Here is a 15,177-nt window from a genome sequence, read left to right on the forward strand (position 1 = left end):
GACGGTGATTTTCTGCACATTATAGGCCGCCTCCGCCGATTGTCTGCACGATCGCGGACTCCAGGGGTGAAAATCGCAGAAATTCGCCGTGACAGTTCAGTTAATCTCCAGCCACAATGCAAAAGCGAGGTGGAACTGTGTTTGACCAACTGAACAGCCGGCCGGCCGATAGCCTGCTCGCCCTCATCAAGGCCTTCCAGGCCGACGATCGTCCCGGAAAGATCGACCTCGGCGTCGGCGTCTATCGCGATGGCATGGGACGCACGCCCGTCATGCGGGCCGTCAAGGCGGCGGAGCAGTTTCTCCTGGAGACCCAGGGCAGCAAGAAATACCTCGGCCCCGAAGGCGATCTGCAATTCGTGCGCCTGCTTGAGCCGATCATCTTCGGCAACGCGCCGAAATTCGCCCAACGGCTCGCCGGTATTCAAACGCCCGGCGGCAGCGGCGCGCTCCGTCTCGGCGCGGAGCTCATTCAAACGGCAAACCCATCAGCAAAGGTTTTTTTGGGAACGCCGAGCTGGCCCAACCATGCACCGATTTTCGCTTCGGCACGCTTGGGCGTGAAGGAATACGCCTTCGTGGACCTGACTTCACAGCAGGTGACATTCGACAGCGTCGTCTCCGCCTTGTCTTCCGCCGGGGAAGGCGACGTCGTGCTGCTTCACGGTTGCTGCCATAACCCAACTGGCATCGATTTCACCATCGAGCAGTGGCGAAAGATTACCGACCTCCTCGTCGCGCACAGGCTGGTGCCCTTCATCGATCTTGCCTATCAGGGGCTCGGCGACGGCCTCGAACAGGATGCCGCCCCGACACGCATGATCCTCGATGCGGTCGACGAGGCGCTGATCGCCTATTCCTGCGACAAGAACTTCGGCCTCTATCGCGAACGCGTCGGCGCACTTTATGTCGTGGCTCGCAATGCCGATGACGTCAGAAAGGCGGAAAGCAACATGGCGGCGCTTGCCCGCGTCAACTGGTCCATGCCGCCGGATCATGGGGCTGCCGTCGTCAGGGCCATTCTCGAAAGCGCAGAAATGACGGCAATGTGGCGCGCCGAACTCGAAGAAATGTGCGAGCGCATCAACGGCAATCGCGCGGCGCTGGCTGCTGCCTCGACCGAACTGGCCTTCATCAGCCGGCAGCGCGGCCTGTTTTCCAATCTCTCCATGCGTAAGGAAACGGCGATCGCGCTCAGGGCAAACCATGGCATCTACATGGCGGATTCCGGCCGCATGAATCTTGCCGGCATGCAGCCCGCCGATGCCGGCGCCATCGTCGCCGCGCTCAGGGCCGAAGGCTGCCTGAAGTAAATAAATCAACACTCCGTTGGAGCCTCCGAATGAGCAGGAAAGAAACGACGGGCCAGGCGATCACCCGATCGCTTGTCGCCCATGGGATCGACACGGTCTTCGGCATCCCCGGCGCCCACATGTATGATTTCAACGATGCGCTCTATGACGCCGGCGACAAGATCCGATTCATCCATACAAGGCACGAACAGGGTGCGGCCTATATGGCCTACGGCTATGCCAAATCCACCGGCCGGATCGGCGCCTATACCGTCGTGCCCGGCCCGGGCGTCCTCAATTCGGGCGCGGCCCTCTGCACCGCTTACGGCGCCAACGCGCCGGTGCTCTGCATCACCGGCAATATCATGTCGCACCTGATTGGCCGAGGCAGAGGACAGTTGCACGAACTGCCGGATCAACTCGCGACAATGCGCGGGATTGCCAAGACGGCGGAACGCATCAATCACCAGTCCGAAGCCGGTGTCATCATGGCGGGGGTTGTCGCCAAGATGCGCTCCGGCCGCCAGGGCCCGGGAGCGGTTGAAGCCCCTTGGGACGTGTTCGGACAATCCGGCCCTGAAGTAGACATTCCCATTGGCGCGAGAGCGCCTCATCCGGCAATCAATCCCGATCAGATCGCCGCCGCGGCGGCGCTGATATCAAGCGCCAGTAATCCGATGATCATGGTTGGCGGTGGCGCGGCGGATGCCGGCGCGGATATCGCCGCGCTTGCGGAACTGCGGCAGGCACCGGTGACATCGCATCGCTCCGGCAAGGGCATCGTCCCCGACGACCATCCGAATTATCTGAATTTCGTCGCCGCCTATGAATATTGGAAGAAGGTCGACGTGCTGATCGGGGTCGGCAGCCGGCTCGAATTGCAGTTCATGCGCTGGAAGTGGCTTCCCAAGGGGCTCAAGATCATCCGCATCGATATCGATCCGACCGAAATGGTCCGCCTCAAGCCGGATGTCGGTATCGTCGCGGACGCCAGGGATGGAACGAAAGCGCTGATCGATGCGCTGGCCGGTTCCGGCCGCGAGGATCGCACACGTGAATTTGCCGAACTCAATGAAGAGGCAAGGTCTCGTTTTTCGGCGGTGCAGCCGCAGCTTGGCTATCTCGAAGCCATTCGCGAGGCCCTGCCGAGAGACGGCTTCTTCGTCGAGGAAGTCAGCCAGATGGGCTTTACCGCCCGCTTTGCCTTCCCGGCCTACGGTCCTCGTCAATATGTGACATGCGGCTATCAGGATAATCTCGGTTTCGGCTTCAACACCGCCTTGGGCGTGAAAGTCGCCCATCCCGACAAGGCCGTGATCTCCGTTTCGGGTGATGGCGGCTTCATGTTCGGCGTTCAGGAGCTTGCCACCGCCGTACAGCACAGGATCGCCGTCGTCGCCATCGTGTTCAACAATTCCGCCTATGGCAATGTGCTGCGCGACCAGAAGCAGACCTATAAGGGCCGCACTCTCGGCTCGCATCTGACCAATCCCGATTTCGTCGCTCTCGGCGAAAGCTTCGGCATCCGATCCTTCAAGGCGACGAGCCCCGACGAATTGCGGGACGTGCTGGAGAAAGCCCTTGCACTCGACGAGCCCGTCCTCATCGAAGTTCCAGTTGAAAAGGGATCGGAGGCAAGCCCCTGGCCCTTCATCCATCCGGCTCCGCACGAATGACCGGATGGAGGCGAAGCCCTATCAAGGCGACTTGAGAAAGATCGTCGCCAGCGGCGGCAGCGTCAGCGAGAGCGAATGCGGCCTCCCGTGGGCAGATACTGGTTCGCTCGACACTGCGCCGTTGACGAGGCCCGAGCCGCCATATTCGCCCGCATCCGTCGTGATCCTCTCGATCCAAACGCCATCCTGCGGCACGCCGATCCTATAGCCATAGCGCGGCACTGGCGTGAAATTCGAGACGACGAGCACCGACGAGGAGCGGTCAGGGGCATACCGCAGCATGCCGAGGACGGAATTGACTGCGTCATCCGCCGTCGCCCATTCGAAGCCTTGGTGATGGAAATCGCCGAACTGCAATGCCGGCTCGTCTTTGTAGAAGCCGTTCAGATCCTTGACCAGCCGCTGGATTCCTGCATGCGCGGGCCGATCCAGCACATCCCAGCTCACCGAAGCGTCATGGTTCCACTCGCCGGGTTGAGCGATCTCGCTTCCCATGAATAACAGCTTCTTGCCGGGATGGCCCCACATGAAGGCGAGGTAACTGCGCAGGTTGGCGAACTTCTGCCACTCGTCGCCGGGCATCTTGCCGAGCAGCGAGCCCTTTCCGTAGACCACCTCGTCGTGCGAAATCGGAAGAATGAAGCGTTCGGAATAGGCATAGATCATGCCGAAGGTCATCGTGCCGTGGTGGTAGCTCCGATAGACGGGATCTTTCTCGATATAGCTCAGGCTGTCGTGCATCCAGCCCATGTTCCACTTCATGTCGAAGCCGAGCCCGCCCTCTTCCGGCGGCTTCGTCACGCCGGGCCAGGCCGTCGATTCCTCGGCGATCGTCATTGCGTGCGGGCAGCGCTCATGGACGATGCTGTTCAGGTGTTTGAAGAACTCCACCGCTTCCAGATTTTCGCGGCCGCCATAGCGGTTCGGAATCCATTCCCCTTCGTTGCGGCTGTAGTCGCGGTAGAGCATCGAGGCAACGGCATCGACGCGCAATCCGTCGATATGGTAGCGTTCGAGCCATTCGAGCGCGCTGGCGATCAGGAAGCCTTTCACCTCATTGCGGCCGAGATTGTAGATCAGCGTGTTCCAGTCGCGATGAAAGCCCTCGCGCGGGTCCTCGTGCTCGTAGAGCGCGGTGCCGTCGAAGCGGGCGAGCCCCCAGACGTCGGTGGGAAAATGGGCCGGCACCCAATCGAGGATGACGCCGATGCCGGCGCCATGGCAGCGGTCGATAAAATAGGCGAGATCCTCGGGCGTGCCATAACGGCCGGTCGGGGCGAAGAGGCCGAGCGGCTGATATCCCCAGGAGCCGCCGAAGGGGTGCTCCATGATCGGCAGCAGCTCGATGTGGGTGAATCCCATCTCGCGAACATAGGGAACGAGCCGCTGGCTGAGCTCGACCCAGTCGAGCGACCGTCCGCCATTCTCCCGCAGCCAGGAACCGGCATGCACCTCGTAGACGGAAATCGCCCCTCCCAGTCTTTCCTGTCGCGACCGGCCCTTCATCCAATCATCGTCCGTCCATCGAAACCGCGTCGACGATGCGACGATCGAAGCGGTGGACGGAGCGGCCTCGCTGGCTCTCGCCACCGGATCGGCCTTCTGCGGCAAGCAGTGTCCGTGCGCATCGATGATCTCGAACTTGTATCTTTCGCCGGGCGCGAGCCGGGGCACGAACAGCTCCCAGACGCCCGCCGACTGCCGCAGCCGCATCGGGTTTCGCCGCCCATCCCAGGCGTTGAAATCGCCGACAACCGAAACGCGGCGGGCATTCGGCGCCCAGACGGCGAAGCGGACGCCCGCGACGTCGTCAACCGACATTTCAACCGCGCCGAGCGTCCGGCTCAGGCTGTAATGGGTGCCCTCGGAGATCAGGTGGAGATCGAGCTCTCCGAGCAAAAGCCCGAAGCTATAGGGGTCTTCGGTGATCTGCTCGCCATCCGGCCATGTGATCCGCAACCGGTAAGGCATCCTCGATCCCATCGCCGCCGCATACAGGCCGGCGGGGTGAGCGATGCTGAAGGGCGTCACCACCTTGCCGCTCGCCGCTTCGATGAGATCGACGCCCTCGGCACCCGGCAAATAGACGCGCACGATCGTCATGCCGCCGCTTTCGTGCGGGCCGAGGATCGAGAAGGGATCGCCATGGCGTCCCTCGATCAGGGCCCCGAGGGCATCATGCCCGATGCCGGCGAGAAGTTCCGAGCGTTCAACATTCATGCCGTTACCCCCGCTAAGCGCGATACGATTTCGGTAAGGCCGGCAAGCGGGATCGGCAGCCATTTCGGCCTGTTGCGGGCTTCATAAGCGATTTCGTAGGCGGCTTTTTCAAGAAGAAAGGCATCGAGAACCCTCCGTCGCTGATCAGGCGGCATAGCGAGCGCCGCGGATGTCGAAACCGCCTGCCAATAAGCGCCGAGAAAGGCCTCCTTGGCCCTTCGGCCGAACCGCGCGATGGCGTCGCGGCGAACCTCGCTCTCATGTTCGGTAATGGCGTCGTTTTCGAGCTGGGCGGTGGCGACGAGATAGCTGAGCGATCTTAAAAGTCCGGCGGCATCGCGCAAGGGAACGGTCTTCGCGCGGCGCTCGGCCAGATTTTTCGCTGGCTCGCCTTCGAAGTCGATAATGACCGCGTCACCCTCGCTGACCAGAATCTGGCCGAGGTGGAAATCGCCATGCGTGCGCGTCATCAGCGAGCCGCGGGCGCTCTCCGCCAGTCTCGCGCCAAGCTCGATAAGTTCCGATCGCCGATCGAGAAGCGGGCCGGCCAGTTGATCGATCATGGGATCGGCGTTTTCCTCGCGCTCGGCAAGCCTCGACATGGCATAGGCCACTTCGCCCGACACTGCCTTCTTGATGGCCTCGACCTCATCGTCGCCGGCGACGACAGGACTGAACGCCTCGTCTGCGTTTTCTCCAGCAAGCACTGCGTGCAGCTCGCCCAACCTCACGCCGACCATTGCGACGAAGTTGATGAGCGGCTGGAAGACCTCGTCGTCCGGCTCAAGCGCCGGATCGTTCAAGACGAACTCGTCCGCCGCGCGACGCAGATTGTTCAGCATCCAGTTCCAGGCATCGCCCTGGTTGCGAATCGCGCCCTGGACGATGATCAAGGTCGAGCGGCGGCCGCTGGAATCGGTGTGCGCGATCTCGCCGAGCAGTGGCGCGGTGTGGTCGTAACCCGCGCAGGTCAGAAACCGCGTCATCTCCACCTCCGGATGGACACCCGGGAAGATGTGCCGGATCAGCTTGATCATGGCGACGTCGCCGACGATCAGTGAGCTGTTGGATTGCTCGGCCGAGAGCCAATGGACCGGCATCTCGTCGGTGATATTGAGGCGGTCGAGCCGTTCGGTTCCGAAAAATTCGAGGGTGCCGGTGCGCCCGGTAATGCGCGAACGGTCGGCAAGTCCGCGCAGGATGCCGCGCGCCATCGGCTCGACCGCAAACCCATCCGTCAGGAAGCCGACCCGCCTGCCCTGGCGAACCCGCCCGAGCGCAAGCTGCTGCGTCAGAGCAGAGGGTTGCGCGTCGTCCCAGGCGATCGCCAACGGCAGCTGATAGGACTCGCTATGATCCGGCAGCTCCACCTCCAATTCGCCGAGGACGACGCCGTCAGCATAGGGGATCGGCGTCGCCGAGATCAGCCGGGCCGCCTGAAGCGGCTGGTCCTTGGCGCCGAACCAGCGCCGCTTGGCGAGATAAGCGGGGAGAATTTCGTTGCTGAGGACGCGTCCCAACCGCGGCTCATCGACCAGGTCGAGCAGACCGCGGCGGATCACCATCGTCACGAGATCGGGAAGCTGTTCGGGTGGAGCAGTGCGCCATGCCGGCGGATCGGCATCGGCCTCCAGCTGAAACCAGAAGAAGCCATAGGGCGGCAGTGTCAGGAGATAGGTCAGTTGCCCGATCGGTGGAAACGGCGACATGCCCGTTAGTTCGATCGGCACGCGGCCCTCGAAGGCCGAGAGGTCGAGCTCGACCGCCTGGGGCAGTCGCGAGAGGTTTGCGACGCACATCAGCGTCTCGCCGTTATATTCCCTAAGATAGGCCAGGATCTTGCGGTTCTCAGGCGACAGGAAACGCAGCGATCCGCGTCCGAAGGCCGGATGCCGGCCACGCAACGCCAGCATCTTTCGCGTCCAGTTGAGCAGCGAATGCGCGTCGGTGCTCTGGGCTTCGACATTGACGGCCTCGAAACCGTAGAGCGGATCGGCGATCGGCGGCAGGACGAGTCGCGCCGGATCCGTCCGGGAGAAGCCGCCATTGCGGTCCGGTGACCATTGCATCGGCGTCCGCACCCCGTCGCGGTCGCCGAGATAGATGTTGTCGCCCATGCCGATCTCATCGCCATAATAGATCACGGGCGTTCCCGGCATTGACAGAAGCAGCGCGTTCATCAGCTCTATGCGCCGGCGGTCGCGCTCCATCAGAGGCGCCAGGCGCCGCCTGATGCCGAGATTGATGCGGGCGCGCTTGTCGGATGCATAGGTCTCCCACAGATAGTCCCGCTCCGCGTCGGTGACCATCTCAAGCGTCAGCTCGTCATGATTGCGCAGGAAGATCGCCCACTGGCAATTCTCCGGGATTTCAGGCGTCTGACGCAGGATGTCGGTGATCGGGAAGCGGTCTTCCTTGGCGATCGCCATATACATGCGCGGCATCAGCGGGAAGTGGAACGCCATGTGGCATTCGTCGCCATCGCCGAAATATTCCCGCGTGTCCTCGGGCCACTGATTGGCCTCCGCAAGCAGCATCACGCCGGGATGAGTGGCGTCGAGAGCGGCACGGATGCGCTTGAGGATCGCATGGGTCTCGGGAAGATTTTCGTTGATCGTCCCCTCGCGCTCGACGAGGTAGGGAATTGCGTCGAGGCGGAAACCGTCGATGCCGGTCTCCAGCCAGAAGCGCATCACCTTCAGCAGCTCCTCCATAACCAGCGGGCTGTCGAAATTGAGATCGGGCTGGTGAGAATAGAAGCGGTGCCAATAATAGGCGCCGGCGACCGAATCCCACGTCCAGTTCGATTTCTCCGTATCGAGGAAGATGATGCGCGTTTCCGGGAATTTCTGGTCGCTATCTGACCAGACATAGAAATCCCGCTCCGGCGATCCCGCAGGTGCATGGCGTGCGCGCTGGAACCAGGGATGCTGGTCGGAGGTATGGTTGATGACGAGCTCGATTATGACGCGGATATTTCGCTGATGGGCGGCGTCAACAAAGGCGCGGAAATCCTCCATGGTCCCGTAATCCGGGCTGACATTGCCATAGTCGGCGATGTCGTATCCGTCGTCGCGGCGCGGTGAGGGAAAGAAAGGCAAAAGCCAGATGGCGTTGACGCCGAGCGCTGCGATGTGATCGAGCTTCTGGTGCAGTCCGGCAAAATCGCCGACACCATCGCCATTGGCGTCGTAGAACGACTTGATGTGCAGCTGATAGATGATCGCATCCTTGTACCAGAGCAGCGGGTCGACGCTACCGGAATTCATCGTGTCCATTCATGCCTCCGCTGCGCGAACGCGCCAGATCGCAAAGGGCAGGATCTGAGGATTGAAACTCACTCTCTGCCATTTGCCGTTCCACCTGAACCGGTGCCCCGTGACCAAATCCTCGGCGTCGAGCGCGCCGCCGTCCCCAAGTCCCCATTTCCACAGAGGCAGCTCGACATTGCTCTCCTGAAAATTGTGGGGATCGAGGCTGATCGCGATCAGCAGGACATTGTCGCGGGCGCGGCTCGCCTTCTCGAAGAACAGGATATTGTCATTCCACGCGTTCAGCAGCGTCAGCCCGAGATGCGAATGCAGCGCGGTGTTTTCGTTCCGGATGCGGTTCAACATCCGGATTTCGGCGATGATGTTGCCTGGCCTGTCGTAATCCCAGGCGCGAATCTCGTATTTCTCACTGTCGGCATATTCCTTGCGCTTGGCATCGGGACGCCCCTCGCAGAGTTCGAAGCCGTTATAGACACCCCACAGTCCGGAAAGCGTCGCGGCCAATGCCGCGCGGATCAGGAAGGCCGGGCGCGGCGCGTTCTGGAGGAAATCCGGATTGATGTCATGGGTGTTGACGAAGAAATGCGGGCGGAAGAATTCCCTCGGCGCCGTCTCGGTCAGCTCCCGCATATATTGCTCGAGCTCCCACTTAGTATTGCGCCAGGTGAAATAGGTATAGGACTGGGAGAAGCCGATCTTCGCCAACCGGTACATGACCTTCGGCTTGGTGAAGGCTTCCGACAGGAAGACGACCTCGGGATGGCGCGCCCTGATATCGCCGATCAGCCATTCCCAGAACGGGAAGGGCTTGGTGTGCGGATTGTCGACCCGAAACAGCTTGACGCCCTGGTCGACCCAAAGCTGGACGATATCCCTAAGTTCCACCCAGAGCGAGGGCAGCGCGTCCTTCGTGTAGAAGTCGACGTTGACGATATCCTCGTATTTCTTCGGCGGATTTTCCGCATATTTGATTGTGCCATCGGGGCGCCAATCGAACCAGCCGGGATGCTCCGTCAGCCATGGGTGATCGGGCGAGGCCTGGATCGCAAGGTCGAGTGCGATCTCCAGCCCATGCCGGCCCGCCTCCTCGACCAGCCGGCCGAAATCCTCGAAATCGCCAAGCTCTGGATGAATTGCATCATGGCCGCCCTCCTCGGAGCCGATGGCATAGGGACTTCCCGGATCGCCGGGTGCTGCCTTCAGGCTGTTGTTGCGCCCCTTCCGGTTGGTCGTTCCAATCGGATGAATCGGCGGGAAATAGAGCACGTCGAAGCCCATGCCGCGGATATCCGGCAGTCTCGGGATGACGTCGTCAAAGGTCCCGTGCCGGTTCGGATCCCCGCTTTGCGACCGCGGGAAGATCTGGTACCAGCTGGCGAAGGCCGCCGACTTGCGTTCGGCATCGACGGCGCTTGTCGTGGAGCGAAGCCGGAAAGGCCGCTTATCGGCCCGTTTCATCAACTCGGCTGTCTCGGGGTCGAGCAAGATCGCCGTGCGCTCGGCATCGGAAGCGTTTTCAAGACTGTCGATGAGCGCCTGCAGCTCAGCGCCGAGTGCCGCCCGCGCTTCGGCTTTCGCGCTGTGGACGAGCTCCAATCCTTCCTGCAGCTCCAGTTTCAGGTCCAGTCTGGCATCGTGCTTCTTGGTCAACTCGTAGCGGAAGATCGCGAACGGGTTCCTCCACGCTTCGACCGCGAATTCATAGCGCCCGACGCGTTCCAGCAGGAATTCGGCACGCCAGCGGTCGTTCTCGACCAGTTGCATCTCTGTCTCGTTCCACTCCGCCATGGCATCGAGCGGCCGCCAGAGCAGCACGGCGGCGAGGGGGTCGTGGCCGTCGGCGAATATATCGGCCTCGACTGTGACGGCTTCGCCGACCACACGCTTTACGGGAAATCGGCCGTCATCGACCCGAGGCATGATGTTTTCGATGGCAAGCCGCGGCGAAGCGATTGCCTGCTCAACGTCGATAGCTGGCCGGGATGCAATCGGCTCGGGCGCTTTGGCTTCGATGATCCGCATCTCCCCTGCCTGCAGGCGCAGGACCGCATCGGCGGCGACGGGAAGATAACCGGAGGCAACTTCGCGAAGGGCCGTCATCGGTGGGGAAGCGCTTCTCCTGAGGTCCCTGTTAATCAGGACGAACCGCACATTCGATGCGTTGCGAAGATCCTGCTCCTCGGATAGCACAAGCGCCGAAACCGGCCCATTGGCGTTGCGGATCAGGCGAAGCGATGGAGCGCGCGCGTGGCCGGACCTGCCGATCTCGGCATTGGCGAGGCGTATTTCGGAGGAGATGTCGAAGGCGAGATCATGGCGCAGCCTCCTCAGGCCCGAACCATCGCCATGCGTGGGATCGAGCGGCGTCGCCGCACCATATTCGAAACCGATCGGAACCATGAGACCACCGCCGAGCGAGGCGGCAAGCCGCAGCGCTCTGACGGCACGCCGCTCGAGGATTTCACGGCTCTCGGTCCCATGCGCGATCCGCCTGGCAAAGGGCGGCTCGGGAAAGGCAACCTGCCAGCCGAGCGCCTCCTGGACGCGGTGCTCCTCGATGAACCATCTCTCGTCGAGATCCCACCAGGCCATCGATGAAAAACATCCTGAAAAGCCTACATCGGCGATCGCTCTTCTTACCGCGAAATCGGTGCCGGGCGTCCAGGCGAGAAATTGAGCGTCAGCCTTCTCGCGCACGGCAGCGATCAGCGATTTGAAAAGCGACGGTGCGGCGCGATCAATCCCGAGCACTCGGTAGCCGGAGAGGCCGAGCCCGGACAGCCGCCATAGCCGTTCGGTCCACTCTCCCAACAAACGCAATTGCCGCTCGGACCCGATCGTGTTCATCGGCTCCGCCGGATCGAGCGGCGAGCGCCGAGGATCGACCGGACGAAAGACTTGTGCATCGCCGACTTTCCCGTCGAGCATCAGGTCCATCATCAGGCCGACGCCGCTCTTGTCAGCAGCCTCCACCAAGCGCGATAGCCCATCATCGACCGCGCTGCCGAGCTGCAGGTCAGGATCGAGGCGATCGAAATCCCGGGAGGTAAAGACGCTGCAGTCCCCGCCCCGCTCGAAGAGCGGCGCGGTCAGAACATAATCAAAGCCGGTATCCGCCGCATGGCCGAAAACCTCACGCCATGCATCGATACCTTGGAGAAGTAGCGGGTTGACATAATAGATCCGGGGTGGGGTGCTGAAAGCACCCTGCTTCGCAGAGAGTAACATCGGCCGCCGCCTCGAGTTGCTTTTCAGGCAAACTTCCTTTGGCGGAGGTTGTTCCACTCAAACCGTCAATTCACGGCTGCATGGGGCATGCGAACGGGAGACGACATCATCAGCCAGGTCGTCGCGCTCAACGAGAGAAGGAAGTCTTGGGATTTGCCGGTAGAGATATTGCCGCCATGCGCTAAAAGATCCTCTGACTGTTTCCAATCCGGAAATCATAGAGCGGTTGAGAGCCCACCCATCAATGCTTCGATCAATAGTCGTCATTACCGCCCTCCCGGCTTGCATACCCTTCCTCGCCTCCTGGAGCATCGAGACCGACCGCTCGGCACCTGATAAGCACGGCCTGTTCGAAATCCGCGAGGAGGCCGGGCGTTTCATCACGCAGGAGATCGCCAGGGGGCACCAGCGCTGGAACGTGCTGGAACCGAACGCGAAGGTGCTGGTTCCCCGATGCGCCGTCCCGCTCCAGGCGCAATGGACGCCGAAGAACCTCCGCCGCTCGAAGCCCAGCGTAATGGTGATCTGTGCGGTCACTGTGCCGAACGCCGTGATGGAACGGTGGGATGTGCCAGTGCCCGTGGAGGGGACATCTGGGAGCCCTTAGGGGGCGAGCATCCAAACGAGATTTGATGTAGTAGATGATATCACTGCGGTTGCAATATGGCGGGCAGACGTGAACCAAGCGGTAGAATTGTGCTCCTATCCCGGTCTTGACGAGCGCATCATTATCCTCCGGGCGGGAGACGAGGTCGATGCCGTGTTTGTGCGGACCGAGAGGTTCAATGTCCTGATCGATACGCTCGGCACGCCCGAGCTGTGCCGGATGGCGCTGGATCTGCTTGGCGACAGAGGCGAGGATCGCCCGCTGATCGTCGTCAATTCGCATATGGATTGGGATCACTTCTGGGGAAACTCTGCGGTTTCAGGGCGTGCTCCGATCATCGCGCATGCCGCGGCACTCGACCGTCTGCGTGATGCCTCCACGCAGCAGATCCTGAAGGACAAGGCAAGACTGGAGACGCGGTTTGCGAATGTCGAACTCATCGGCCCGGATATCACCTTCTCCGGCTCGATGGCCCTGAACGGCGGCGATCTGACGCTCGAACTCATTCATACGCCGGGACACACGCCTGACCATATCGCCGTCTGGATCCCGGAACTCCGGATCTGCCTGGCCGTCGACGCGGTGGAAACTCCCATTCCCGAAGTCTGGAGCAGGAGTGCCCATGATCTTCGCCAGATCCGCTCCTCACTCACGCGGATCCGTGACCTTGATGCGAGACTGGTCATTCCCGCGCACGGCAGATCATCTTCGCCTTCGGCGGTGGATGAGAACCTTGCTTATTTCGAAGCCCTGGCTGTTCGCATCGGCGGTCTGTGTGAAAGCCAGCTGGCTGACTCTGAACTCGGCATTACAAATGGTTTCCGTCTTGACGACTTCGTCGCCATTCCCGACGGGATGCCTTTGGGCGCGGCGGCGTTCTACCGGAACTGCCATGAGACGAACCTTGCCGCTACGGTTCAGGCCCATATCGAAAAACTGAAATCTGGAGGCCATGCGTGAAATTATTGGAGGGCGGGCGAACCGGACAGATCTGGCGCGACGGGGATACCGTCATCAGACCATCCGGCGCATGGACGCCGACCACGCACCGGTTCTTGCGCCATCTCGGAAGGAAAGGCTTTTCGGCAGCTCCGCAGCCCATTCAAATTACCGGCGACGATCAGGAGGTCGTCAGCTACGTCGCCGGGCGCGTCTGTGAAGACCTCAGTGATCCCATTGTCGGATCGGAGCGCATGCTGATGTCAGCAGCGAGACTTCTGCGCGATCTTCATACTGCATCTCAAGGCTTTCTGGAATCGGATGACGATGCTCAGATATGGATGTTGCCGCCGCAGGAGCCACGTGAGATCGTCTGTCACGGAGACTATGCGCCCTATAATGTCGCGGCCGTCAATCAGGAGGCTGTCGGGATCATCGATTTCGACACTGCCCATCCCGCCCCGCGCCTTTGGGATCTCGCCTATGCGGTCTATCGCTGGGCGCCCCTCTCCGATCCTGCCAACCCCTCGGTGGCATTCGGTCTGGACGACCAGCTGCGGCGGGCGAAAATCTTCTGCAACGCCTATGGCGCGACGATGGAAGAACGGCGCCAGCTTCCCGAGATGATCTGCAGCCGGCTTCAAGCCCTCGTCGATTTCATGTTGGCAAGGGCTGCGGCCGGCGACGAAATCTTCGCGGAAGACGTCGATGCAGGAGACGCCAGGCTCTATCTGAACGACATCGGCTATATCGGGATACACCGAAATCGGCTGTTGAAAGCGCTGTCCTGACTAAAGCCATTTTCGCCGGCGGAAGAAGCCGAAAAGGCTGAGGCACAGGACAGCGATGACGCCCAATACGACGAAATAGCCATACTGGAATTTCAATTCCGGCATATCGCTGAAATTCATGCCGTAGATGCCGGCGATCGCGGTGGGAACGGCGAGGATCGCCGCCCAGGCGGCGAGCTTGCGGGCAATCGCCGTCTGCTCCGTCTGGCCGATCATGACGCTGGCCTCGAAGGCGAAGGCGAGTACCTCGCGCAGCGCGTCGATATCTTCCTGAACCCGGCGCACGTGATCGGTGACATCGCGAAACAGCGACTGCAGTGTCGGATCCATGCCGGGAAGGTCGATATGCTCGTATCGCCGGCAGACGTCGACAAGCGGCACCACGGCGTTGCGCAGGCGAAGGAGCTTGCGCCGCAGCAGGTAAAGCCGCTCGATGTCAGATTTTCCCAACTGTTCGCGCAGCACGAGATCCTCGAGCATCTCGACCTCTTCCTGCACCACCTCGATGACAGGCATGTAGTTGTCGACGATGAAATCCAGGATGGAATAGAGAATGTAGTTCTCACCATGGGCAAGCGCTGCCGGCGTCGCCTCGCAACGCTGCCTTACCGCCAGATATGAGGACGACTCCCCATGGCGGACCGAAACGACGTAACCGCGGCCGACGAAGAGATGCGTTTCGCCGAAGACGATTTCGCCGTCCTTCATATGGGCGGTGCGGGCGACGATGAACATCGCCTCCCCATAAATTTCCAGCTTCGGGCGCTGGTGGGGCTGCGCCGCATCCTCGATCGCCAGCGGATGCAGATTGAACTCGGCCTGGATCTGGTGCAGCAGCACTTCATCCGGCTCGTGCAGGCCGATCCAGACGATGGCATTTTCCCGGTTCCGCCACTCGCCGGCTTCCTCTATTTTGATGTCGCGAATACGCTGCCCATGCTCGTAGACGGCGGCAGCTACGACGCCGCGTCGTTCATAAGGAGGCGACGCCGTCCCGCTGCCGACCCGCGCGGAAACACTGTCCAGATCCTTCAGCCGTTCCAAATCCTGCCGTCCTCCCCGTTCCGCGGCTCACGTATCCGCATCCAACGCCGGTCAAGCGTTGCGCCGATCATAATGCCATTTCGTAAAACATGCATCCGCTTCCGCACG

The 15,177-nt window shown here is 61.4% G+C and carries 9 protein-coding genes; 5 read left to right on the plus strand and 4 right to left on the minus strand.

The features are described 5' to 3' along the window. Window positions 1-137: 137 nt before the first annotated feature. Window positions 138-1,313: an amino acid aminotransferase gene (locus AC13QO_RS20165; protein WP_085781689.1), complete on the plus strand. Its 1,176-nt coding sequence runs from the start codon at window positions 138-140 to the stop codon at window positions 1,311-1,313. Window positions 1,314-1,342: 29 nt separating this feature from the next. Beyond that, window positions 1,343-2,968, plus strand: a complete 1,626-nt coding sequence (locus AC13QO_RS20170; protein WP_488541612.1) for a thiamine pyrophosphate-dependent enzyme — start codon at window positions 1,343-1,345, stop codon at window positions 2,966-2,968. Window positions 2,969-2,989: 21 nt separating this feature from the next. On the opposite strand, the gene glgB is transcribed toward AC13QO_RS20170, so the two are convergent. The 3 genes from glgB to AC13QO_RS20185 are packed head-to-tail and all read right to left on the minus strand — an operon-like array spanning window position 2,990 to window position 11,688. Next, window positions 2,990-5,188, minus strand: coding sequence for a 1,4-alpha-glucan branching protein GlgB (glgB, locus tag AC13QO_RS20175; protein ID WP_085781691.1), 2,199 nt, complete (start codon window positions 5,186-5,188; stop codon window positions 2,990-2,992). Continuing rightward, window positions 5,185-8,466, minus strand: coding sequence for a maltose alpha-D-glucosyltransferase (treS, locus tag AC13QO_RS20180; RefSeq protein ID WP_085781692.1), 3,282 nt, complete (start codon window positions 8,464-8,466; stop codon window positions 5,185-5,187). The genes glgB and treS overlap by 4 nt, the downstream gene beginning before the upstream one ends. Next, a complete protein-coding gene (locus AC13QO_RS20185) occupies window positions 8,467-11,688 on the minus strand; it encodes an alpha-1,4-glucan--maltose-1-phosphate maltosyltransferase (protein WP_488541613.1) in 3,222 nt (1,073 codons plus the stop codon). Between the two features lie 244 nt (window positions 11,689-11,932). On the opposite strand from AC13QO_RS20185, the gene AC13QO_RS20190 reads away from it, so the two are divergent. From AC13QO_RS20190 to AC13QO_RS20200, 3 genes are all read left to right on the plus strand, one after another. Beyond that, a complete protein-coding gene (locus AC13QO_RS20190; RefSeq protein ID WP_488541614.1) occupies window positions 11,933-12,295 on the plus strand; it encodes a hypothetical protein in 363 nt (120 codons plus the stop codon). Window positions 12,296-12,364: 69 nt separating this feature from the next. Then, window positions 12,365-13,255, plus strand: a complete 891-nt coding sequence (locus AC13QO_RS20195) for an MBL fold metallo-hydrolase (RefSeq protein WP_085781695.1) — start codon at window positions 12,365-12,367, stop codon at window positions 13,253-13,255. Continuing rightward, window positions 13,252-14,025: a phosphotransferase gene (locus tag AC13QO_RS20200; protein WP_085781696.1), complete on the plus strand. Its 774-nt coding sequence runs from the start codon at window positions 13,252-13,254 to the stop codon at window positions 14,023-14,025. The genes AC13QO_RS20195 and AC13QO_RS20200 overlap by 4 nt, the downstream gene beginning before the upstream one ends. Here the strand turns inward: AC13QO_RS20200 and AC13QO_RS20205 are convergent, their stop codons facing one another. Continuing rightward, window positions 14,026-15,069: a magnesium and cobalt transport protein CorA gene (locus tag AC13QO_RS20205; protein WP_085781697.1), complete on the minus strand. Its 1,044-nt coding sequence runs from the start codon at window positions 15,067-15,069 to the stop codon at window positions 14,026-14,028. It abuts the gene before it with no gap. Between the last annotated feature and the right edge of the window lie 108 nt (window positions 15,070-15,177).

The sequence above is a fragment of the Rhizobium sp. CNPSo 3670 genome (genome assembly GCF_057784555.1).